The sequence below is a fragment of the Reticulibacter mediterranei genome (assembly GCF_016587455.1).
In genome coordinates, this window is the sequence record NZ_BNJK01000004.1 from 97,036 (window position 1) to 120,106 (window position 23,071).

17 protein-coding genes and 1 riboswitch are annotated in these 23,071 nt (G+C 51.6%); of the genes, 10 read left to right on the forward strand and 7 right to left on the reverse strand.

From position 1 onward, the window contains the following. Positions 1–253: 253 nt before the first annotated feature. Entirely contained in the window at positions 254–1,528 is a 1,275-nt protein-coding gene (locus K3T83_RS54975; protein ID WP_220211612.1) for a glycosyltransferase, read from the reverse strand. Between the two features lie 531 nt (positions 1,529–2,059). Here K3T83_RS54975 and K3T83_RS54980 point away from each other — a divergent pair. Beyond that, entirely contained in the window at positions 2,060–4,009 is a 1,950-nt protein-coding gene (locus tag K3T83_RS54980; RefSeq protein WP_220211613.1) for a protein kinase domain-containing protein, read from the forward strand. Positions 4,010–4,084: 75 nt separating this feature from the next. Here the strand turns inward: K3T83_RS54980 and K3T83_RS54985 are convergent, their stop codons facing one another. From K3T83_RS54985 to K3T83_RS58515, 3 genes are all read right to left on the reverse strand, one after another. Then, positions 4,085–4,747, reverse strand: coding sequence for a VC0807 family protein (locus K3T83_RS54985; protein WP_220211614.1), 663 nt, complete (start codon positions 4,745–4,747; stop codon positions 4,085–4,087). A gap of 259 nt (positions 4,748–5,006) precedes the next feature. Next, positions 5,007–5,846 carry a DMT family transporter gene (locus tag K3T83_RS54990; RefSeq protein WP_220211615.1) on the reverse strand — a complete coding sequence of 280 codons (840 nt, stop codon included), beginning with the start codon at positions 5,844–5,846 and terminating at the stop codon, positions 5,007–5,009. Between the two features lie 59 nt (positions 5,847–5,905). Continuing rightward, a complete protein-coding gene (locus K3T83_RS58515) occupies positions 5,906–6,238 on the reverse strand; it encodes an aldo/keto reductase (RefSeq protein ID WP_373324778.1) in 333 nt (110 codons plus the stop codon). A 138-nt stretch (positions 6,239–6,376) separates the two neighbouring features. Between K3T83_RS58515 and K3T83_RS54995 the strand changes: the two genes are divergently transcribed. Then, on the forward strand, positions 6,377–7,168 hold the full coding sequence (locus K3T83_RS54995) for an aminoglycoside adenylyltransferase domain-containing protein (protein ID WP_220211616.1): 792 nt from the start codon (positions 6,377–6,379) through the stop codon (positions 7,166–7,168). A 44-nt stretch (positions 7,169–7,212) separates the two neighbouring features. Continuing rightward, positions 7,213–7,304: riboswitch (ZMP/ZTP riboswitch) on the forward strand. A gap of 96 nt (positions 7,305–7,400) precedes the next feature. Then, complete coding sequence (gene metE / locus K3T83_RS55000) at positions 7,401–9,707, forward strand: 5-methyltetrahydropteroyltriglutamate--homocysteine S-methyltransferase (protein ID WP_220211617.1); 2,307 nt, start codon at positions 7,401–7,403, stop codon at positions 9,705–9,707. Positions 9,708–9,863: 156 nt separating this feature from the next. Here metE and K3T83_RS55005 read toward each other — a convergent pair whose 3' ends face one another. Beyond that, entirely contained in the window at positions 9,864–10,211 is a 348-nt protein-coding gene (locus K3T83_RS55005; RefSeq protein WP_220211618.1) for a hypothetical protein, read from the reverse strand. A 194-nt stretch (positions 10,212–10,405) separates the two neighbouring features. On the opposite strand from K3T83_RS55005, the gene K3T83_RS55010 reads away from it, so the two are divergent. The 4 genes from K3T83_RS55010 to K3T83_RS55025 all read left to right on the forward strand — a co-directional run bounded on the left by K3T83_RS55010 (position 10,406) and on the right by K3T83_RS55025 (position 14,575). Then, positions 10,406–11,758 (forward strand): M20/M25/M40 family metallo-hydrolase, encoded by a 1,353-nt coding sequence (locus K3T83_RS55010; protein WP_220211619.1) that lies wholly within the window; start codon positions 10,406–10,408, stop codon positions 11,756–11,758. 176 nt (positions 11,759–11,934) lie between these two features. Continuing rightward, a complete protein-coding gene (locus K3T83_RS55015; RefSeq protein ID WP_220211620.1) occupies positions 11,935–13,566 on the forward strand; it encodes a hypothetical protein in 1,632 nt (543 codons plus the stop codon). Positions 13,567–13,719: 153 nt separating this feature from the next. Beyond that, positions 13,720–13,950, forward strand: coding sequence for a hypothetical protein (locus tag K3T83_RS55020; RefSeq protein ID WP_220211621.1), 231 nt, complete (start codon positions 13,720–13,722; stop codon positions 13,948–13,950). Between the two features lie 148 nt (positions 13,951–14,098). Next, entirely contained in the window at positions 14,099–14,575 is a 477-nt protein-coding gene (locus tag K3T83_RS55025) for a SixA phosphatase family protein (protein WP_220211622.1), read from the forward strand. A gap of 28 nt (positions 14,576–14,603) precedes the next feature. On the opposite strand, the gene K3T83_RS55030 is transcribed toward K3T83_RS55025, so the two are convergent. Together K3T83_RS55030 and K3T83_RS55035 are read right to left on the reverse strand one after the other, a co-directional pair. Beyond that, positions 14,604–15,629, reverse strand: coding sequence for a helix-turn-helix transcriptional regulator (locus tag K3T83_RS55030; RefSeq protein ID WP_220211623.1), 1,026 nt, complete (start codon positions 15,627–15,629; stop codon positions 14,604–14,606). A gap of 220 nt (positions 15,630–15,849) precedes the next feature. Further along, positions 15,850–16,239, reverse strand: a complete 390-nt coding sequence (locus K3T83_RS55035) for a response regulator (RefSeq protein ID WP_220211624.1) — start codon at positions 16,237–16,239, stop codon at positions 15,850–15,852. 411 nt (positions 16,240–16,650) lie between these two features. Here K3T83_RS55035 and K3T83_RS55040 point away from each other — a divergent pair, with 411 nt between their 5' ends. The 3 genes from K3T83_RS55040 (at position 16,651) to K3T83_RS55050 (ending at position 23,063) form a co-directional block, all read left to right on the forward strand. Next, positions 16,651–18,531: an ABC transporter ATP-binding protein gene (locus tag K3T83_RS55040; RefSeq protein ID WP_220211625.1), complete on the forward strand. Its 1,881-nt coding sequence runs from the start codon at positions 16,651–16,653 to the stop codon at positions 18,529–18,531. Continuing rightward, positions 18,528–20,423 (forward strand): ABC transporter ATP-binding protein, encoded by a 1,896-nt coding sequence (locus K3T83_RS55045; RefSeq protein ID WP_220211626.1) that lies wholly within the window; start codon positions 18,528–18,530, stop codon positions 20,421–20,423. Before K3T83_RS55040 ends, K3T83_RS55045 begins: the two co-directional genes overlap by 4 nt. Before the next feature lie 342 nt (positions 20,424–20,765). Then, the gene (locus K3T83_RS55050; RefSeq protein WP_220211627.1) at positions 20,766–23,063 is read left to right on the forward strand and encodes a hypothetical protein; all 2,298 of its coding nucleotides are present in this window, start codon (positions 20,766–20,768) and stop codon (positions 23,061–23,063) included. The last annotated feature ends 8 nt before the right edge of the window (positions 23,064–23,071 follow it).

Below are 23,071 nucleotides of genomic sequence, written 5' to 3' on the forward strand. Positions count from 1 at the left end.
ATACCAGGGCGAAGGCTGTTCGTCAAGGACTTCTTTACGACTCCAGAGTGTCGTAGTCGAGCTTCATTTGGCATACGGAATGGTGGCGGCTCCCCGTGTATAGCAGGGGCGATGGCTGGTCCTCGCCCTGTGGCCTCATCGCGTGGGTTGGGGAGGCGGGCGAGGACCAGCCATCGCCCCTGCTATACACGGTCCCAGCCCGCAGGATGTCGTGGATGCATCAACGCATGAAGGTTGACAGAGTACTACGATGTTAATCTCCCACTGGCGAGGGTGAGTTGGCCTGTTGCCGAGCTTTATGTCGCTGATGCACCTTCTCGAGCGCATCCAGATAGCTCAGGATCATCATTGGCAGCAGATAATGTTCGCGTACGTGTTCGTGGGCTTGTTTCCCCAGCTTTTGTTTGAGGGCGCGATCTTGCAAGAGGTCTAGCGTATGCTTTGTAGCAGCATCAGTATCGTCGGAGATATAGCCGTTAGTGCCGTCCTCAATCTGCGCGCGCAGACCTGTTACTGAAGTACCTACGACGGGTTGACCTTTCCACATTGCCTCAGTGACTGTCAGACCAAAGCCTTCACGTGATGAACGTTGAAGGATCACATCGGAGAAGCGTTGGAAGGCGTTGACCTCTTCGCCCTGGATCTGTTTGGGATCATAGAAGAAGTGAATATCGGGATCACCTTTGGCATAGTCTTGCAATTTGTGCAGTACCTCACTGGCCCCGATATCGTCGGCTGCCTCCATTGCTCCCACCAGCGCAACCTGCACTTGTGGAATCTGCTGCTTTGCCTGACGATAGATGTCGATGACCTGCCAGGGATTCTTCCACTTATCGAAGCGCGAGACCTGTGTAATCAGCGGCCGCTGTGTATCGATGCCGAGGCGTGCCAGCACTTCCATGCCGCGCTCTTTCTCCATTGGCGCATTTTTTTCGATAAATGGATCAATACCAAGTGTAACCACCTGCGTCTTTTGGGGCAACAAATTGTCGAATACAGAGAGGGCCGTATTGAAGGTATAGAGTTCATAATCATCCAGATATTGACGAATATAGTTTTCTGCATTGGGATTGGGATGGGCCGTATCGATGTGACAAAACCAGAGCGCGGGTTGCATCCAGGGATACAGATGAGCAAGTGGGGCCAACTGAAAGTCGTGTACATAATAAATGTCTGCTTGACACTCTTCTGGATGCGGTAAAGTCTCGCTCAACTTTTTGAGGAAGATGCGCTTCTCTTTCTCTGGTATGTCGCCGGGAAGGTTGCCCTGTAAAAGATCGACCAATCTGCCTGTGAAATGGTTCGACTGCTCGTCCAACTGGATGATATGGCGATCCTGCTCAATGCCGAACTCTTCGGTGACGGGGGTCAGCGCTTCGAGGATCTCTGCAACTCCTCCTCCTGTCTCGGTCGTGTTGAGATGCAGGATATGCAGGCCGGTAAGCGCCTGTGCTTTCTGATAAATTGCATCAAGAAGCGTTTTATCAACATATTGCTGGTAGCGATCTAACTGAGGTGATCTCTTCATATACAACTCCTTAACGTGATGTACTAATATAAACAGTATTGATAGAAACGGAGATACGAATATTTGAGGTGCTAACAATATATAATGATTATTTTTCGTAGTTGTGCGATTTATCACGCGCATTTCACCTATGGAGCTTCTCTCGCGCGATTTATCGCACAACTACGAAAAATCGTTAGTGGATTATTTTTCAATCCTCATTGTATAGAGCGAAGTGATAGTCTTACCTGCGTAGTAGCATGAATTCTTCGCGTCCTCTTCGTCCTCTTTATCCTCTTTCCCTTGTGCTACGGATGAAGAGCACTTACGGATACTCAACAATAGTTGACGGATGAAAACCTGATGTGTAAGGAAGACAAAGGGTGATACAAAAAAGCAGGTAATCCCCCACAAGTCCTGGTATCGATAGGTTATAGTTGACTATCTATTAATACTGTGTATACACTCTCATTCGAGGGGAATGCGGCTCAACCAAAACCTATTTCGCCATTTTAAAATATGGTAATCCATCTCCGTATTATGAGGGTTTGTATGAATTCAACATCACTGTCAGTAGAACAGCTTGTCGGCAACTCATTGGGATCTTATCGGGTTGAGCAACTGCTGGGACATGGCAATGTAAACGCCGTCTATCTGGCTCGCCACGTGGTACAACAACAGCCAGTTATGCTAACGGCCTTTTTGTTACCGCCAGAATATTCACCGCAATTGCGCGAAAAATTTAAAGAACGCTTTACACATGTAGCTGCTGACTTGAAGAAATTGCAGCATCCGCGCGTTCTACCAACATATGATTTCGGTGAGCAGTTTGGCTTTCCCTACCTTGTTGCGCCTCTAATTACAAGCGGTTCACTTGCCAAAGTACTCAAGTTGCAGCCCCATCTCTCACCATCGCAGGCACTCGATATTCTGCGTCCCGTCGCTGAAGGGTTTGATTATGCTCATGGGCAGGGCGTCGTACATGGAACATTGAAAAGCACAAATGTTTTGTTGGATCAGGATGGGAAGATCCAGATTGCTGGCTTCGGATTGGCAAACATCCTTGAACTACGCGGCCTTGAGCAGGTGCAACATCCCTACGCCCATCTTTTTAGTATTGCCCGAACGTTTCTCGGCTCTCCTGAATATATTGCGCCAGAAGTGGTACAGGGCGCGCCTTTCGATGCCCTTGCAGATGTGTACGCGCTGGGGGCTATGTTGTTTGAGTTGTTGAGCGGCAAGCCACCGTTCTCCGGTGCCGATCCGATGACAACGGCTCTGCGGCACGTGCAACAGCCAGCGCCTTCGTTACTCACTTTTTGTCCTGAGCTGTCTCCAGCGTTGGATCTGATTGTGCAGAAGGCGCTGGAGCCTGATCGGGCGCAACGTTATCAGAGCGCAGGTAGTCTGGTAACAGCTATGGAGCGTGTGCTGCAAGTCATCGATTCTGTGCAATTGCCTGCCGTGACGCCGTTGCCGCGAACGGTCAACCAGAAATCGCCGAACGCGCCTCCGACGTTATCACCTGCCAACAACTGGCTTAATGAGGATGTGCTCCAGGCCGAGCAAACTGATAGGGACAGACAGGCCGGGCAGATGCCCACGACGCCTCAGTTTTCGTTCCCATCTCAAAAGACACCCGGCGGCGCTCAGGCGTTGCTGGATTCGCCAGAGGATTTGAATGTCGATCCCTTTGTCTGGTGGTCTACAACTTCGTTAGGTGCTGTGCAAAATCCTGCTGCCTCTTCTTTGCACAAGACGATGGCCGCACCTCTTGCGCAGGCCAGCAACCAGCCATCGTTGGGCAATGATGCGCCTACGGAGATGATGACGCGAGCTGCATCACTTCCTCCCTTGAACACGAAGAAGCAGAGTCAGGTAGATAAGGGGCGGCGTCGGACCGTTGCGCTGCTGGCCGGTGGAGGTGTTGCTATGGTCGCTGCGCTTGGCTTTGGAGGTATTACGTTAGCGCAACGGCTACGTAATGGGCAACCACAGGCCCAGACGGGTGCGCAGCAGGCTAAAGCGACCACACCAGCCAGCCCGACGACGAAAGCTGGTTCGACGCCAACGGCCAAGCCAGCTCCTACGGAGCCACCGACACCAACGGCTAAACCAGCTCCGACGCAGCCGCCAACGCCCACTGCACAGCCGACGCAGCCGCCAACGCCAACACCAATGCCCGGTCATACTGGAACGGTGGTTGGCTCAACGAATCAGGGAAATAATTCATCCAAGACGTTCTCCAATCCGGCGGACGGCAATAATAGCCTGCTCATACGTTTGCCCAATGGCAATTTTGTGGCGTTCGAGTCATCTTGTCCCCATGAGGGCGTCACCTGCTATTACGATGGGGGCAAGCAAAAGATTGTTTGTCCTCGCCACACCGCCTACTTTGACCCGTTTAACAATGCCGCCGTCTTGCAGGGGCCACCCGATCGGCCTCTGAAGGCGGTTGCGGTAAAAGTTAATGCCGATGGCACCGTTACCACTGGCGGTTAAACGCCGTTGTCTGAGAAAAAACATGAGCCGTAGAGGAGGTAATCGCCTCCTCTACGGCTCGCTTTGGCTTGCTGCTCAGGCAGCTTGCTGCACTCTCGCCCGTACCCGGCGGATGTAGCCAAACATCCAGAAGAAGGTGCCCCCGATTGCGATGGTGAGCAGGATCGGGCCAAGTACCAGTACCACCGGCGGGGGCAGCAGCAGCGCAATAACCACGCGCAGGACAAATTCCCCAAACAGGGCACAACCCCAGACGGCTGTAATCAGGCGATGCGCGGTACGGCCATGTGGCTTTTGCCAACCCGCATCATATTGCGCGATCCTGGCTGGGTTGCCACCGGTCATCATCTGCCTGCCAACATAAAACATCAAGGGTTTCGGGAAGAAGAGCAACGAGATGAAGCAGAGCAGACCATAAGCGCCAGTAATCATCGATTCGCGGATCAGGATAAGCTGTGTGCTTCCTCCTAGCAGCGTGAGAGCGGTGCTGATAATGGCACCAACGAGAAAGAGCAGGCCGAAAAAGTCGAGTCGACGATGGCGTATGATCTCAACAATATTATTGACCACCGGGAAGATACAGGCCACGCTAAGCGCTACAACTTCGGAGGCATGCAGGTAACTTTTAGCGAGGTAGTAGAGCGAAAGCGGTATACCAATATTGAACAATAAACTTATCAATAAACCTTTATATAAACCTTTGGGCTGGCCTTCTTGCGCTGTATTAAGATCAAACATGACTGATTTCCTTCCTCAAAAAATTTATCCAATGCCGTGCCTGATTAGCGTCAACAGAACAGTGTGCTTATATATCATCCATGTATATATAAGCCATATATATCAATGACATATATATAACAGATGGCCTGGAAAAAGTCAAGCCTCGACATGGGAACTTTTCAGTGGTGGAAGAAATGATATCAGAAGAGGTAGCGTTGGGAGAAGGCAACGGCACCAACTGTGGGAGATGGGCGTTTGCCTTCTTTTGCACTCACTGCTACATGCTAACAAGCAGGACGCCAGCTAGAATGACGCCCACACCGGCCCACTGACCCGAAGAGAGCCGTTCGCGTAAAAACAGCCAGGCGAGGAGGACGGTAACGGCGCTGTAGAGCGAGGTCAGTGCTGTTGTGACGGTTGTATATGTCTGTCCGATGCCCAGATTGAATGCGAGCAACGCTCCTGAATCCAGCACGGTTGCGATCAGCAGCAACGGGCTGGCCTTCCAGAGCAGCTTTAGCTCGAAGGGACCGCGCACGGTCAGCATAAGCAGCGCGCAGAGCAGTTGCACCAACCGGGTGATCCACACCGGCCAGAATGCTCCCAACGTAGGAGTAACACTGTTGAGCATCCAGAAGTAGAAGCCAAAGCAAAGGCTGGCCCCTAGCGCTTCTGGAACCCCGGCAAGCGCTGTAGCATTCGAGGTGTTACGAGTGCGGGAAACGACGATCACCCCCACAACCAGCAATGCGGTTCCCGCAAGAGGGAGGATGGGTGGGCGTTCTCCACTGGAAAAGGCCAGAATAGCCGTCACGACCGCAAAACCGGATGCAATAGGCGAAACAAGCGAGAGTGTACCAATCGTAAAGGCGCGATACAGCAACACTGTTCCTATAAAGTTGATGATGCTGATGCCTACCGCTATGCCCCAGGCCGATGGATCTAGAGGTGGTGCATGTTGTTGTGTAACGAGCAGTACGGCTCCTACGACGAAGACGCCTAACAATTGAATTGCCGCAAGCGAACGCAGCACACCGATGCGTCTGGTTGCGTGTGTGGCAACGAAATCTGCAAGGCCAAAACAGATGGCCGCCAGCAGCCCAAAAAGAATGCCCATCTAATGTTTCTCGTTATCCTTGAGGTGTAGTGATAAATGTCGATACTAAATCTGTTACTCTATACACCAGTCAACAACCTGTTCAGAGAACTAGGGTTCACAGGATTGTAGCGCTTCTTGACGCTTGCAATGCGTACGCCAGACCGCTGTGCTTCTGTGAGCAAATCTAGTGTAACATTACTGAGATCAATATGGCGAATTTTGCCTGCTTCCTTCAGGGCTTTCCAATTCTCCCATCTAGCGGGAGTGCAGAGGGCGGCAGCCCTTTGCCGGGGTGCGGGGTGTCCCCGCAAAAAACCTTTTTTCTTCTCTTTTGCGCGCCGCCGCAGGCGGCGCGCGAAGGAGGGAAGGAAACTGGGGACACCCCAGACCCCGGCAGGGAGACCCTGCACCCCTTTGAGCGGAGAACTGGAAAGCCCTGCTGCTTCCTTTCTGGTTGTTGCAAAGCGTATAGTTGTATGCGCAAAAAAATATGGTACATTTTACGAAGCAGGCAACATAGTTTATGTATCGGGAAAGAGATGTATTTGATGGAAAGCACTATTCCCGCCTCGCTCCAACCATGCATTGATGCGTATCTTCACGCCCTTGTGTCCTGGCATGCTCGCTTTGTCGGCATTTATCTTCATGGTTCTATTGCTCTCGGAGCTTTTGAGGAGGGCGAGAGCGATATCGATGTGCTGGCGTTGATACAGGGCGAGTGGAGCAGCGAAGAAATGAAGCAGTTCGCTGCCGTTCATGCGCAGCTTGTACAGCAGCAACCGCTCTGTAAGCTGATGGACGTGACCTATATTCCTCTCCAGCAACAGTCACCCTCTGCTATCTTTCGTGATGGCACGTTTACCACTCCTGCACATCTTGATGCAACGATGGCATGGATTACAAAGCATCAGGGCATCCGTCTGCTGGGGCCGGAACCCGCCACGCTTCCGCTTACCGTGACATGGGATGATGTGCTGGAGGCGATGCGCTTCAATCTCGATGTCTATTGGGCTGGCAAGGCCCGGCGAGCATATCTATTCTGGTTTGATTATTGGGTCATGACCTCCGTTGCCACCCTCTGTCGCATCCTCAGCGCGATTGAGGAGGGGGAGATTATCGCGAAATCGGTGGCCCTGCAACGCTGGCGCGAGCGTTTTCCGCAGCGTTGGCAACTCTTGCTTGATGAGGCGTGGCGCATTCGTCACCATCCAGATCAGCCATCGCTTTATCACAATCGCATACAGCGAAAAAGAGAGACGCTGGCATTTCTCGCCTATGCACGCGCACGAGGCGGCGAGGCTTTGCAGGCTGCATCGAGGATGCATCGGGAAAAGACTTGACTTTATAAAAGCATTTCCTATACTTAGAAGTAGCAAAAGGAAATATGCTTTCAGGCAACTGGCGAACGATGTGGAGTACCACAGGGAAGCCTGAAAGAGAGGCGGAAGCAAGCAGCCGCTCGCCTGGGCTGGGACACCATGATCTATGCTGGTGTCCTTTTTTGTTGTTAGTTTGCTGGCTCTCGTCGCCCACCGCATACTGGCTGGTGGGTGCGTTGAAAGGAACTGATGTATGGTACACGCTACGAATCTCGGTTATCCTCGCATTGGTGCCAGGCGCGAACTCAAGAAAGTCCTCGAACAATTCTGGTCGGGCAAACTCAGTGAGGCTGAGATGCTTACTCAGGCTGCCAGTCTGCGCCAACAACACTGGCAATTGCAGCAGCGTGCGGGCCTGACCCATATTCCATCTAACGACTTTTCTCTCTACGATCACGTCCTTGATGCCGTCGCAATGGTCGGAGCGGTCCCCAAACGCTATCAATGGGATGGCTCAGTGGTTGATCTCCGCACGTATTTCGCGATGGCTCGTGGTATGCAGAACGATCAGGATCAGGCGAGCGCGATTCCCGCGATGGAGATGACCAAGTGGTTCGATACCAACTATCACTATATCGTCCCCGAGTTTGAGCTGGAGCAGCGCTTTCAGCTTGCCTCGACCAAACCGATTGACGAGTTTCTGGAGGCAAAAGCGTTGGGCATCCACACGCGCCCCGTCCTGCTTGGTCCGATCTCGTTTTTGTTGCTTGGTAAGACGCACCACAGCGGCGTTGATCCGCTCACCCTGCTTGACCAGCTCCTGCCCGTCTACGAAGAGGTGTTGCGGAAACTGGCACAGGCTGGTGCTGATTGGGTACAGATCGACGAGCCATGTCTTGTGCTCGATCTAACAGAGGCAGCTCAGGAGGCGTATCGCAGCACTTATACGCGATTGGTCGCCGCATCATCGCTGCGTATCCTGCTTGCCACCTACTTTGGTGACCTGCGCGACAACCTGCCCCTGGCTGTACAGCTTCCTATAGCCGCGCTACACCTCGATCTTGTGCGCGCCCCTGAGCAGTTGGAACAGGTATTGAGTCTTGTCCCTGCCTCGCTTGCGCTCTCGCTGGGCGTCGTCGATGGCCGCAACGTCTGGCGCACCGAGTTTGACCGCGCCCTTGCTTTGATCGAACGTGGTGTGCAGGCGCTTGGATCGGAGCGCGTCCTGATTGGCCCCTCCTGTTCGTTACTGCTTGTGCCGATTGATGTGCAGCAGGAGACGCACCTTGATGAAGATATGCGCTCGTGGCTGGCCTTTGCCAATCAAAAAGTCGAGGAGATCAGCCTGCTTGCTCGCGCCGTCAATGAAGGTCGCGCCGCAATTGATACCGAGCTTCAGGAGAATCGCCGTACGTTTACCAATCGACGTAGTTCGCCGCGCATCCATAATCCCCAGGTGGCCGAGCGTGTTCAGGCCATTAGCGAGCAGATGGCCCAGCGTCCCCATGAGCATGACATTCGCAAGCAGCGGCAACAGGAGCAGTTGCACCTTCCCATCTTGCCGACGACGACGCTTGGCTCGTATCCCCAGACGGCTGAAGTTCGTGCTGCCAGGGCAGCTCATAAAAGCGGCAAGATGGATGATGCGAGCTACGAGGCGTATTTGCGTCAGGCTATCGAGCAGGTGATTCGCTTTCAGGAAGAGGCTGGACTGGATGTACTGGTACACGGCGAGTTCGAGCGCAGCGACATGGTTGAGTTTTTCAGCGAACAATTGACAGGCATGCTCTTTACGCAGTATGGATGGGTGCAGAGCTACGGCTCGCGTTGTGTGCGTCCACCCATCATTTATGGCGATGTCGCGCGCCCTCAACCCATGACGGTCTATTGGACACAGTTTGCGCAATCGCTCACGTCAAGACCCGTCAAAGGCATGCTTACCGGGCCTGTTACGATCATGCAGTGGTCATTCGTGCGCGACGACCAACCGCGCTCTGAGACCTGCAAACAGATCGCGCTGGCGATCCGCGATGAGGTGCTGGACCTGGAAGCAGCTGGAATTCATATCATCCAGATCGACGAGCCTGCGCTGCGTGAGGGACTACCCTTGCGCCATGCCGACTGGCGAACCTATCTTACCTGGGCGGTGTTCTGCTTCCGACTGGCAGCTGGCGGCGTGCGCGATGAGACGCAGATTCACACCCATCTCTGCTATTCTGAGTTCAACGATATTATCGAGGATATTGGGCGTATGGACGCTGATGTGATCTCGATAGAGGCGGCGCGTTCACAGTTTGAGCTGCTAGACGCACTTGAGACCTATCGTTATCCCAACGATATTGGCCCTGGCATCTACGACATCCACTCGCCACGCGTCCCAACAACGGCAGAGTTTGTTGATGAGTTGCGCCATGTCCTGCACGTCATTGCCCCTGAACAGATGTGGGTCAATCCCGACTGCGGACTGAAAACACGGCATTGGGAAGAGGTGCGACCTGCCCTCACCCATCTGGTTGAGGCGGCCCATCAGTTGCGAGCATCGTTGGTCTCAGCTCAATAAACAGCGGTCCCCCGAGTGAGAGCCAATCTTAGCTCTCACTCGGGGGACCGCACATCCATGCTATTCTCCTCTGTTTGAGACGATCAGACTATTATTCAGGATAATGCAGCATAGATTGTCTCAGCATTCAAGGATATACTCTGCATATCGAGAAGATCACTTGATCCCGCAAGAGTCGCACCAAAGGTATCTGATAATGAGGCTGCGACTCAGCATAAACGAGAGCGTATAGAATGCGGCAGCCTCTATCGATTCTAGCTCAGCCTGGATCAGGGCGCTGCCGTCACGCTCCTCCTGTAAGACAATATGTTCGCCACGCAGATTGTAGCGTGCCTGCGGCGTGATATGCAGGAGGAGCGTGATGGATTGCTTGTGGACATCAAGGAAGCGGCGCTCCTCTTCCCAATAGCTTTGTAGATCAAAGTTTGGTTGTGCGCTGATATGTTCTTTGTGTCCTGATATGCCCCCTCTATACCAACAAATTGTCATCAAAAGTGTTATCATTTGTCTGCATCTTTGAAAGAATATATAGATAAATTATCGAATAAAAAGAGTATTTTTATCTGGCCTTTTTCGGCTTCCTCGCAGAGAGCACGAGGAAGATATCGCTCTCAGTGCTTCCCTGCTCAAGAAACCAGTGGATCATTCGTTGCGTGCAATGGACGAATGATATTAGACTGGAAACTGAGGAGGAACGCATGACCACTACAATGACTTCACAAGAGATCAAACAGACTATCACGAATAGTATGGAACAGGCTCTCAAAGATTTGGCCACCCTCGTTCAGTGTCAATCGGTCGCATCTGGGACATCCTCGGAGGAAAAAGCTGGGATGGTTGCCGCAAGAGTTGCAACGAAGACGGTCCTGGAACGAGCGGGGTTTACAACGAGAGAGATTGTATTGCCCAGCGGCAACAATGCCATCTTTGGAGAAATCCCAGCATCATCCCATGATAAGCCGGTCGTCCTACTTTACGCTCATTACGACGTGCAGCCAGGATGGGGAGAAGGATCGTTTATGCTCACTCTGAAAGATGGTCGATATTATGGCAGAGGAGCTTCGGATGATAAATCAGGCATCCTGATTCACGCTCTGGCCGTCAGTGCATTGAAAGACTCGCTTGGAATCGGCGTTAAGGTAGTTGTAGAGGGAGAAGAGGAGACCGGTATTGGCAGTTTGGAGGCCTATGTTGCTAACGATAAAACAGGCATGTTCCAGTCTGATGCTATTATCGTCGCAGATACGGGGAACTGGAAAGTGGGAGAGCCGACGCTCACCACAGCCTTACGTGGAATTGTCGTTGTTACTGTGAAGATGAGTACGTTGCAGAGGCGGGTACATAGCGGTCTGTTCGGAGGGCCGGCTCCTGATGCGCTGATGGCCCTGATTCGGACCCTGGCAACGTTACAAGATGAGCAGGGCAATGTCACTATTGATGAACTGACCTCTGATCCGTGGCATGGGAGTAATCCATTGACCGAAGAGGTATTTCGGCAGCAGGCAGGCGTTTTGCCGGAAGTTGATTTGACCGGAAAAGGTACTATCGGAGACCGTCTCTGGGCCGGGTATGCGGTCAACGTCGTCGGCATGGATGTTCCAGCTATCAAAGGGGCAACAAATGCTCTGATTGAGAGTGCAAGCGCTCGGGTGAGCTTGCGTGTGCCACCCGATAAAGATCCCCAGGAAGCCCTGGACAAATTAAAGCAACACCTGCGGAGCAGGCGACCCTGGCATGCTGACATTAGTTTTAGCGATGAAGGCAGCGGTGAGGGTTATAGTGCAAGTACAGATAATGATATCTATCGCGCCGCTGAGTGGGCTTTGCAACAGGCCTATGGCAAATCAACCACGATCATTGGCGCTGGTGGGTCGATTCCATTAATCAACGTGTTCGCACAACACATCCCACAGGCAAATATTCTGTTGTGGGGAACGGAGGAGCCACAGGCAAATATTCATGGTACTGATGAGAGCCTGGACCCTGACGAGTTAAAGAATATTGCGATTGCAGAGGCACTCTTCCTGTATAAACTAGGTGGGGGGAGTTGAGAGGCGTTCACTGTTAAGGGATACCTTCATTAAAGCCGATATCTTCGTATAGGGTGCTTGCAATTGGCAGGCACCCTGACCGGGGTTCTTAATAGAAGCCTTTCGAGACGAAAGCGTTGATGTGCATAACACAAACAAAAATGCTTTCTGGTAAGTGTAACAAGGAGAATTAGCACGTGGAGGCATCACAAATTAACAGGGAGATTCAGAAGGTTCGAGAGACACTTTCTGATATACAGGAAGAACTTGATAAAGTAAATAGTCCAGAAGACCTTCGTAAAATTTTTCCAAATATGCAAAAAGAGATGGATAATATACAAGAAGTGATAAAACAGACCGGAAATGGCAGCGCTAGAGTACGAGCCAGACAAGGTGAACGGGTAAGACTCGCTGAGCGTGGCGTGACAACCAACGTTCTCGCCTGGGAAGATGATCCAGGAAGCCCGGAAGGTCAAGCGCCAACGCCTGTCTCTGAACCTATGCCTCAACTGGATACTCCCCCGCTTGCCATTGAAATTGTCGAAGAGGCTTCTGATCCAAGCCCTGATCCTGATACGCAAGGGTTTCGATACTGGTCGGCAGCGGTAGCTCTGCGACGAGCGGCAGACTATTGGAGCCGTATCATTGGCAATACAGCTAAGTGGGAGCAGGAAGTCGGTGCCACGTTGTCTGTCAGGCTGGACGCCGGAGTAGATTTGAACGCATACTATTCCCGCGAGGAGCACGGGCTTTCGTTTTTCCATGCCAAAGTTGGTGGAAGGATCATCTACTCTGGAAGTAGTCCTGATGTCATCTGTCATGAACTTGGGCATGCTGTGCTTGATGGCCTTCGTCCCCAACTCTATAACGCCGCCAGCGATGAAATTGCTGCCTTTCATGAATCCTTTGGCGATATCAGCGCTATGCTCTCCGCTCTACAATTGCAGACGTTCCGCGAAAAAGTGCTTGTGGAAACCGATGGAGACATGCACTGCTCCTCACGTCTGTCGCGGTTGGCAGAACAGCTTGGATGGGCCTTGCGGCGGCGGCGGCCTGACTCGGCTTATCCTGACTGCCTGCGCAATGCCGTCAATTCTCTCTTTTATCTTGATCCAGTAACACTTCCTCCCCGAGGTCCGGTCTTCACGCTTACATCTGAACCTCATTCGTTCTCGCGTGTGTTTACTGGTGCATTCTATGATGTTCTGGCTGGCATGGTGTCTCTCCTCTCTCCCTCACCTGAGAATACTACCGAGAAGCAACTTTTACAGGTCAGCGAGGAGATCGGACGATTGCTGGTGAAAGGGGTTCTGGCAGCCCCCGTTGTCCCCGACTATTACAGTCAGGTAGCCGCGCACATGATAGAGGCAGATACAAGCGGACAGTATCGTGAAGTGCTGATCAACTCATTTACCAGATATGGCATCCTTTCTTTGGAATCCGCGAATATGCTTGTTTCCGGTATCCGGCCTCAGTTAGCAGCAGCTCAGCCACCTTCCGCCCGTGAGACATCTGAGGAGCTTCCGAAGATTGCTCTGCAAGGGGCAGATTATGGTCTGCGCAACCAGACACTCCTGGTGCAAATCCCACGGGATGTGAAACGGTTGCCTGTTACATCTGCGATCCCTGAGCCTGGTGCAGTGCTTACACCTTCCGGGGAAAAAGCTGCTCAATCCTTTGTAAATGATTTGTTTCGCAGAGGTCGCGTGGAGGTCATGGGGCAGGCAAATGGTTTGCTGAGTATGACCGGCCATACCCAACGGACAAAGACACATCGATTACAGCAGACATCAGAAGGATTAGAACTTCGTCGTATTATGTTCGATTAAGATTTTGCCGAACAATCTGAGAGCATTTTTTTGCAAGGCAAGCATGACAATGGACAACAATAATCCCATTGTCATGCTTCTTTCACTATAACTGATGACTTGACCAGAAAATATGTAAGAGATATACTAATTATTAGAGGAGGTATTCAAGTAATGGAAGAAGAAAAGAAGCAACCTGCGCCCTTGTCCGAGGAGGAGAAGGCCGAACAGGAGCGGAAGAAACGCGCGGAAGAACACTTCGTCGAAGGTGTGCTCACCAGAGGAGAAGCCGCGAAGCCTCAGCAGGGTAAACTTCCTCCGGGCGCAACCCACGAGATCGTAGAGGAGAAAGAGGGAGAGCAACCCAAGATTCGCCGCCGTCGCTTTTCTACAACAGGGGAATAGAGCGTTTTACTCGTATTCTTGTTATCAGACTGTTGACCATAACACATATTAGGATCAACAGTCTTTTTTTCGCTTCTGAAGTTCTCTCTTTTGCGGCATGAATATGTCGATGACGATAGTAAGAAGACAAAACTGGAGGAAGACTAGTATGGATATTATTCTCGTTCGGCATGGAAAGAAAGTAGAGAGCTTGCCAGATAGCGAGACTCCCCTCGCGCAGAAGGGCATCGAGCAGATTAGCAAGTTGAAGAATCAATTAGAGCAATTACAGATTAAACCAGAAGCATATTTTACAAGTAAATTTAAGCGTGCCAAGCAGACGGCAGAAATTCTTGCCAGCGGAACAGCCATTCCTGTGTTTCCAATAGACGTTTTGACGCCTGATACCAGCACGTCCAGTGAACACGTTCTTAACGCCATCATTGATGAGGCTAAAAAACAGGGGATTGTGCTGGACCAGCAGACGACCATTGCCATTGTTGGACATGAGCCGCAACTGGGTCAGGTCGTGGCGGCTCTTACCTCGACGCCAGTGCAGCCTGTTGGTGTAGGCAAGGCTGTACGGGTGCAAGCAGCTTCGTTGTCCGAATTTCTTCAAGGTAAGGGCAAGATTCAGGAGGTGTAGTTCAATAGAGCAACGTTATTGCAGCATATCAAGCAGGAGTCGTCTCGCCGTTCGGCTTGTGGTACATGTTGTCATACATATTGGCAATGGCGTGTGCGGCTGCTGTCACGGCCTGGCGAACTTCGTCGGGGCTGATGACAGTTGCTCCTGTGCCCAACGAGAGCGTATAGAATGCGGCAGCCTCCACCGATTCTAGCTCAGCCTGGATCAGGGCGCTGCCGTCACGCTCCTCCTGTAAGACAATATGTTCGCCACGCAGATTGTAGCGTGCCTGCGGCGTGATACGCAGGAGGAGCGTGATGGATTGCTTGTGGACATCAAGGAAGCGGCGCTCCTCTTCCCAATAGCTTTGTAGATCAAAGTTTGGTTGTGCGCTGATATGTTCTTTGCGCACGTGGAGGTTCTGGATATAACCGACGCGGAAGGTTTGGAAGAGTTGGCAGGTATGACAGAATGCGACCAGATACCAGACGCCTGTGCGTACATGGCGGCGGGAGAGCGCTTTGAAGACCAGACCATATGGCTCCACGTGTCGCCAGCGCACCCCTGGTTTGTCTTTGCAGGAGACGCAGGGATAGAGCATATCGAGATGGTAGGAGTCCAGCACTGCTGAGCGAATCGTCTCCAGATAGGTGGTCTGCAAAGGCTGACAGCACCAGGCGGTTGTGTCAAACAGAATACGTTCGCGTGCCGCCCGTACGTCGGCTCGATACTCTTCAGGAAGGGCAGCTTCTAGCTTGATAAGGGCGCGATGCAGCCTGTCATCTCCCGCGAAAAGGCTATAATTGCCTGACATGTCTGTGCTGAGTATCAGCGACACTGCTTCTTCGCGCGTGAAAATGGCCGACTCAAAGTGATAATCGTCAGATAAATAATACCCGCCCCCGGGTCCATAGTCCATCGACACAGGAACATGAGCCAACGATAACGTATTGATATCGCGATAAATAGTGCGTATGGAGGTTCCCAGGATCTCGGCGAGCCGCCGGGCGGTCATTTTCCCTCGTGCCTGTAAGAGGAGGGTGATGGCCAGGAGACGCTCGGTTTTCTGCATACAAGTATTATGCTTTACCTCCAGGGAAAAGACAAGGATTTCTATCTGACCCCTTGCCATGTTTATGAAAAGTATCTATGAAAATTCGCTAATAAATAGATAAAGTATCCATAAGGTGGTCATGCGAGAGATGAAAATGGGTGAGAGATCAAAGTAAGAAACAGAGCCATATGTTGGATGAGATGGCTCTGAGTTGTGGTGGAACGCGGCGAGCAAACGTCTATTTTGTATTGGTGAACACGCATTGATGAATGGCGTCGAGCAAATCATCAATATCGAATGGCTTCTCGAGCATCAGTATATCGCGCTTCTCTATTTCGTCTTGATGATTAGAGGCGCTGGTAAGCACAACCGGAATGGTACGCAGATCGTTGCTGGCTTGCAAGCGATCGTAGAGATCAATACCGGTCATATCCGGTAGGCGATAGTCGAGGATAATTACTTCAGGTTTGAGCGTTTGCAATAGGTGCAATGCATCGTTGCCACTTTCCACGATACATGATTGATAGGAGGTTTCCTGTACGATAATTGTCGAGATGACCTCGCCGATTGCCTGGTCATCTTCAACGATGAGGATTATAGGAGGTGATTTCGTTTCGTCGAGCTTCACTACAACCAATCCTTAACTAACTAAGACCCTTCTAATTTTTCTAAGCATTCTTTAAGAGAGTATACCATAGGATAGCGTTTTGATACAAACTGAACAGTACTGTGTAATCATTATAGGCTATTTTTATCCGGGTGGGCCGAAAATGCTCGGGAAGTCGTAGTCGAGCGATGTATCGCGGGGGAAGCTCATCATCTGTTCACCCCGCGATACATCGCTCGACTACGACTTCCCGAGCATCACTATGATAGGCGATTAAATTTTATTTAGGATTTTCACGAAACGGATCGAAATATTTAATAAGGTCAGTAATATCATTGAAAGACTGACAAGCATATGTCAGCCATTTCCTTTTAGACTTTTGGCAGGATGATGTGTGTAGAGGGCTGGTGTGTCAAGAAAGGAACGCTTGCAATGCCATCTGAGAAACGTCACTTTTTATCGTCCTCGTATATTAATTCTTTGAAGGCTAATCTGCGTATTTATCTGCGTATAGTGGGTTTGCTCCGTCCTCATTGGGGATCGTCTCTGGGTGCTGTCCTCTGTCTTGGTCTCTCTACTGGTCTCTCGCTGATAGTACCCTGGTTGCTGGCCTGGGTGGTTGACGTGGGAGTGCGCGAAGGTAGTTTAACAGATCTGCTGGTCGCGGCAGGCGCAATTTTCGGGACAAGCGCCTTACGCGGCCTTTTTGCCTATGGGCAGGGTTACTGGTCACAGGCTATCTCTAATCTGGTAGCCTATGATCTGCGCAACCGGCTTTATGCGCATCTACAAACGCTGGATTTCGCGTTTCATGATGAGTCGGAAACGGGCCAGTTGATGTCTCGCATGTCGATTGATATCGAGGCGGTCCGCAATTTTTATCCGATGGGCCTCTTTCGTGCGTTAATTGCTATTATAACGTTTGCCGCCACCTCAGTCATTTTGCTGATACTGGATTGGCGTCTGGCGCTGGTAACATTGATTAGCGTGCCGATCTTGCTGGCGCTGGCCGCACAGGTCTCGCGCCGCCTGCGTCCGTTGTGGAACAAGATTCAAAATGAGGTTGGCGACCTGGGCACGATTATGCAGGAGAGCCTCAGTGGGGTGCGTGTGGTCAAGGCGTTTGCGCGCGAAGATTTTGAGATCGAAAAATATGAGACGCAAAATCTGAAGTTACGCGAACTTAACATGAGCGCGATGCGTCTCTCCGCCTGGAATCAGCCATTAATGGTGCTGGCTTTAAATGTCATTACCGTTATCGTTATCTGGGTTGGTGGTGCAGCAGTCGTGCATCGCCAGTTGAGCCTGGGAACACTGGTGGCGGTGACGCAGTACATCTTTTTGCTTGGTACACCTGTACGATCCTTTGGTTTTATGGTGAACTGGTTTCTCCGAGGACTCTCTGGTGGCATACGCATCTTCAGCGTGCTGGATCGCGAGCCTGAGATCACCGATGCACCCAACGCGAAGACGCTTCAGAATATCGCAGGGCATGTCTCCTTCGAGCATGTCTCTTTCTCCTACGCAAATGGCATTGAGGTGTTGCACGATGTCACGATTGATGCGCGTCCCGGTCAGGTGATCGCTTTGCTGGGAACGACCGGCAGTGGTAAAAGTACGCTGCTGCATCTCTTGCCACGCTTCTATGATGTGACAAAGGGGCGCATCACGCTCGATGGCATGGATGTGCGCGATGTGACGCTGGCTTCGTTGCGCCGCAGCATTGGTCTGGTCTTGCAGGATGTCTTCCTGTTTAACGCAACCATTCGCGATAATATCGCTTATGGTGCGGCCCACGCGACCGATGAAGAGGTGATCGCAGCCGCCAAAATTGCTCGCCTGCACGATTTTATCTGCACTTTGCCGGATGGCTATAGTACGTGGGTTGGCGAACGAGGCGTGACCCTTTCCGGCGGGCAGAAACAGCGTGTGGCTATTGCTCGTACATTGCTGCTCAACCCCCGTATTCTTGTGCTTGACGATTCAACCTCTAGCGTGGATATGGAGACTGAGTACCTGATTCAGCAAGCGCTGGATGCAGTGATGCATGGCCGCACAACCTTTGTTGTGGCCTCACGTGTGCGCACGATCAAACATGCCGATCAGATTCTCGTGATTGAAGATGGTCGCATCGTGGAGCAGGGAGACCATGCTACGCTGATCAAAAATGGCGGTTCCTATGCACGTTTATATGATCTGCAATTGCGCGAACAAGAGGAGGTTGAAGAGCAGATGCTCGCAATTTCAGAGCAGGAGATGCTCTTAGATGGGCCAGAGCAGCCTGAAGAACGTGGGAGAGAGGTGCTGCGATGAAGGAAGATATCGTCGTGAAAGAGGATAACAAGCCAGTCAAGATGGATGAGAGCATGTACAAGGCGAGTTCGTATCTGGAATATCGCCGCAAGCATGCCTGGAACGAGAATAGCCTGGCGACTTCAGATGAAGATGTCACCGGGAAGTTCGATTGGAAGTCAGTTGGCCTCTTCGGTCCCTACCTGGCACGTCACAAGTTCGCCACGATCTCCAGTGTTGTATTGATGCTGGTTTATACTGCTTTGAATATTGCGAACCCGTATCTGATCGGGGTGGCAATCGACCAGTTTATCAGGGGTGGCGACCTGACCGGGTTGGCCTGGATCTCGATTGCGTTGATGGTAGTCAATGTGGCGATGTGGCAGGCGCAGTACTGGCAGGTCTGGTCGATGTCGTGGGCTGGACAGCAAATTCTGTATCATCTGAGTGCTGATATGTTCTCGCACTTGCAGAAGTTGTCGCTCAGCTTCTACGATCATACGCAGATCGGGCGCGTGATGTCGCGTTTGCAAAGCGATATCGATGTGCTGGAAGGGATGCTCAGTTCGGGTCTGCTCTCGATGCTCGGTTCGGTGATCGCGCTGGTGGGAATTATCGGAACGATGCTGGCAATGAACGTGAAACTGGCGTTGATCTCGTTCACGGTGTTGCCGTTGATGTTTATCATTGCTGCGTTCTGGCAGCGTCATGCGCAGCGCTCATTTCGCGTGACGCGTGCGGCGATCTCGCTGGTGAACGCGACATTGCAGGAGAACATCTCCGGGATGCGCGTGATTCAAAGCCTGGTGCGTGAAGAACGCAATAAGTCCGAATTTGACGAATTGAATGCGTATAACCGCGATACTAACTTGCATGCGAGCAAGATTGCGGCGCTGGTATTGCCGCTGGTCGAGGTGGTGGCGGCGCTGGCAATTTCGCTGGCAGTCATCTTTGGTGGCCTGATGGTGGCACAGGGCGAGCTTCAGATCGGTATTCTGGTTGCCTTTACGCTCTATATCAACCGCTTCTTCGATCCTATTCGTGAGCTAAGCCAGCAGTACACACAGTTGCAACGTGCTGGTGTCGCAGCTGAGCGTATCTTCCAGGTGTTGAGCATGCCAGTGAAGATTGTTGATAAGCCGGGAGCATACAAGCTGCCGCCGGTTGTGGGCGATGTGGAATTTCGCGATGTCGTCTTTGGTTACAAGGCCGACCGTCCAGTACTGCACGGCCTGAACCTGCACGCGCTGCCGGGTCAGACAGTGGCGATTGTTGGTCCAACGGGCGCTGGCAAAAGTACGATTGCAAGCCTGATTTCGCGCTTCTATGAGATTCAGGATGGCGCAGTGCTGATCGATGGGCACGATGTGCGCGATGTGACGCAGCGTTCGTTGCGCAGCCAGATTGGAATCGTGTTGCAGGAGCCGTTTCTCTTCACGGGAACGATCCGCGAGAATATTCGCTATGGCCGCTTGAGCGCGACCGATGAGGAGGTCGAAGAGGCCGCGCAGGTGGTTGGAGCGCATGATCTGATCGTTCATTTGACCGATGGTTATGATACGATCATTCGTGAGCGCGGGCGTAATCTAAGCGTTGGTCAGCGTCAGCTCATCTCGTTCGCACGCGCACTGCTGGCTGATCCACGCATCTTGATTCTCGACGAGGCTACGGCTAATATCGATACATTGACCGAATTGTTGGTGCAGCAAGGATTGCGCCGCCTGCTGCATGGTCGCACTGCGTTTGTCATTGCGCACCGTCTCTCAACGATCAAAGGGGCCGATTCTATCGTGGTTTTGCAGTCTGGTCGCATTATCGAGCAAGGCATGCATGATGAGCTACTCCAGCTTCAGGGCGCGTATGCCTCATTATATGCAATGGGTTTTCGCCACACAGAGAGCAGTGCTGTCTAGCAAGGTGAGCTAGCAATACCTGCTGATGTCCGTTGTGTCTTCACAGACGCAGATACAATGGACTTTTACCACCTCTCGCTTGCATGAGCCATTCATACACATGAAGATCTTTTCATGCATCTTCCATTGTTATTCATTCTCCTCCGCATTGATTCTGAAGTTATGCTAGAAGATTACTATAGCATGTTACGATTCATTCATCAGTGTGCTATTTTGTATATCTCTATATTTACAGCAGCAATATAAGGCGGTATAATACATTGCATCTATCGATGCGGGAGCCGCTATTGATAAGCTTGCATGGCGGTGCCTGTTTTTTGTGCTGATGGCAAGGGGAACATTGTGTCAACATATGCAACACCAATAACAACACTTATCGTGACCAGGCCGACTAATTTTCATCGTCTGGAAACGCGTTATAAACTCGTTCGCTATGAATTGCCAGAAATCCTCTATCGTGTCTCGAAAAATAATTGTATGACGTATGGTCAGGTGCAAAACAGCCTGTACGAGCAGCTAGATTGCCCATATAAGCTCTTCAAGCATGATCGACTTGATGGTGATGAGAAATGGGTCGTCTATGCGCTCTATCCGCGCTATCTCGTGCCCGCAACGGTTATGTTGCCCTTATTTCCAGATGGTGCATTCCCAGCCAGGGAGATCGCTTTTGAGCAGCTTGATCTGTATTCGCTGCTGAGCTTATTGCAAATTGTGTATTGCCGCAGCGGGCAAGCCAGGCATTTCACCGGCCAGGATCTCTGCTATGTTCTAGGGAAACACACGGATGCCTGTCTGCAAATCGAACTGCTCGACGGTAGCTCAGAGTACACAGAAGAGGATGAGCAGGAGATCAAGGTTGTCGGTCTGCCGCGCCGATTGCAGCACATTAGCTCCGGCAGAAAGTCCTTGCCCTCCACTGCCTACTTCGCGCGGAAGGAGAGCAATAGAACGAGCAGCATTTTTCAGATCAAGCAATCTGATATCGATCTCTATAAACGCTGCAAGGAGCCACTCTATGAGATCTGTGCGTATACAAGTTCGTGCGCGTTGCGTGCTATCGAGGAAGAGGTGGGCAAGCAGCTCTACGGTTTTTTGAGCGATTTCTCGATGAATCTTGTCGGTTATGGGATCATCTGCCATGCCAAAACGCGCCTGTTCGATCGCTTTGAGTCATGTGAGCAAGAGCCATTGAGCTTGTCGCTTGTTTCGCCCGCTTCCATTGCTGTCTTCGATCATCGCCTGAATCAAGCTGTACCTTTCCAACTTTGCCTTACACTGCTTGCTCATGTTGCTCCTGATGTGCAAATTGTATCGGGAGCAAATATAGCGCAGCCGGAGAGGGCGCTGATTCTTCAAGATTACGATCAGGAGGATTTTGAGCAGCGGGGTATACTGGCCGAGCATCTCAATCCTTTTGCCGAACTGTTCTACCTGTACTCGCATCTACCCTGGCAATCTTTGTCTGTAAATATCAAGCCTGAGAGCGCAAAGAAGACGCATGGATATCTTGATTATGTTCTCCCAAAGCTGGATGATCAGGATTTTTGCATGAATGTCGAGATGGCGCTGGCACAGCTTGCGCTCAAGGATATCCTGTATTATCAGCGCAGCGTGCAACAACATCTCCCATCCTTGCCGCAAGAATATATCTTCATTCGCAAGGATCACACATACGAAACGCTGCTGTACGTTGAGAACGATGCCATCAATTTTCTCGATTTGCGCGATGCCTCGCAGGTCGTTGGACGCGATGATTTGCTTTCTCGTCTGGGCGTCGATTGGGTGGCGATGTATGAGAAGATGCTGGAGACTGCACGTAAGCGAGGGGAAATGGAACCCGGGCAGGAATCGGCCTGCTATGATGTGATTGTTGGCCCGGATCTGTTTGTTGAGTTGAAACCTGCCAACGAGCGCGTCCTCTATCGTTATGATGAGATTATCAGGCGGGACGCTTCAATGGATGTGGCCGTATCGGTCGAGGATCTCAAACTGTTGCCTCACTATGATGACGTGGGGACCGCCTATTGTCTTCCGTTCAGCACGCTGATGCGTCGGGGTTTGCTGGAGCCACACGCCCCGCTCAGGAGTAAACGGGAACTGGCATCGCTCAACTTCTATCGTCAACTTGAGGCATACGATGCTTTTCTAGATGAGGTGAAGCGTCACGATCCGTTGATCTCATTCAGTCGTCTAACACAAGGCGCGTATTGGGAGGAGATCATTCGCATTTTTGAATTGCAACCTGATAAGCATGGGTATTATTCGCGTGGGCAATTCAAAGGATATTATCAGAAGCGCGGCTGGTTTTGCAAAGGAAAGGAGAAAGCGGGGGGGCGGCATCATCGGCTTGAGATGTACGAAGGCGTCTGGTATGATGATGCCGGAAATTATATCGTCGGTCCACAACAGCCATCCAACCAGCGGCACCTGCACGCGCACCCGATCTGGCATTTCGCCGTCTATCAGGGGGCCGAGCATTTCGAGAGCGCCTCGTTGTTGCGGTCCATCGGTGCCCAGTATGCGCGTCCACCTCAATACAGGCTGCACCCATATGCATTTCACCTGATCGACCTGTATGTCGAAAGCTGGCTGCGCTATTCCTGTGTAAAAATTAAGGAGGAAGTGTTTCTCACGTTGTAGTCGCACGA

Bases quoted from the DNA above. Each gene is read 5' to 3' on its own strand.
- K3T83_RS54975 (WP_220211612.1), bottom strand. From the start codon at position 1,528: ATGAAGAGATCACCTCAGTTAGATCGCTACCAGCAATATGTTGATAAA.
- K3T83_RS54980 (WP_220211613.1), top strand. From the start codon at position 2,060: ATGAATTCAACATCACTGTCAGTAGAACAGCTTGTCGGCAACTCATTG.
- K3T83_RS54985 (WP_220211614.1), bottom strand. From the start codon at position 4,747: ATGTTTGATCTTAATACAGCGCAAGAAGGCCAGCCCAAAGGTTTATAT.
- K3T83_RS54990 (WP_220211615.1), bottom strand. From the start codon at position 5,846: ATGGGCATTCTTTTTGGGCTGCTGGCGGCCATCTGTTTTGGCCTTGCA.
- K3T83_RS54995 (WP_220211616.1), top strand. From the start codon at position 6,377: ATGGAAAGCACTATTCCCGCCTCGCTCCAACCATGCATTGATGCGTAT.
- metE (WP_220211617.1), top strand. From the start codon at position 7,401: ATGGTACACGCTACGAATCTCGGTTATCCTCGCATTGGTGCCAGGCGC.
- K3T83_RS55005 (WP_220211618.1), bottom strand. From the start codon at position 10,211: ATGATAACACTTTTGATGACAATTTGTTGGTATAGAGGGGGCATATCA.
- K3T83_RS55010 (WP_220211619.1), top strand. From the start codon at position 10,406: ATGACCACTACAATGACTTCACAAGAGATCAAACAGACTATCACGAAT.
- K3T83_RS55020 (WP_220211621.1), top strand. From the start codon at position 13,720: ATGGAAGAAGAAAAGAAGCAACCTGCGCCCTTGTCCGAGGAGGAGAAG.
- K3T83_RS55025 (WP_220211622.1), top strand. From the start codon at position 14,099: ATGGATATTATTCTCGTTCGGCATGGAAAGAAAGTAGAGAGCTTGCCA.
- K3T83_RS55030 (WP_220211623.1), bottom strand. From the start codon at position 15,629: ATGCAGAAAACCGAGCGTCTCCTGGCCATCACCCTCCTCTTACAGGCA.
- K3T83_RS55040 (WP_220211625.1), top strand. From the start codon at position 16,651: ATGCCATCTGAGAAACGTCACTTTTTATCGTCCTCGTATATTAATTCT.
- K3T83_RS55045 (WP_220211626.1), top strand. From the start codon at position 18,528: ATGAAGGAAGATATCGTCGTGAAAGAGGATAACAAGCCAGTCAAGATG.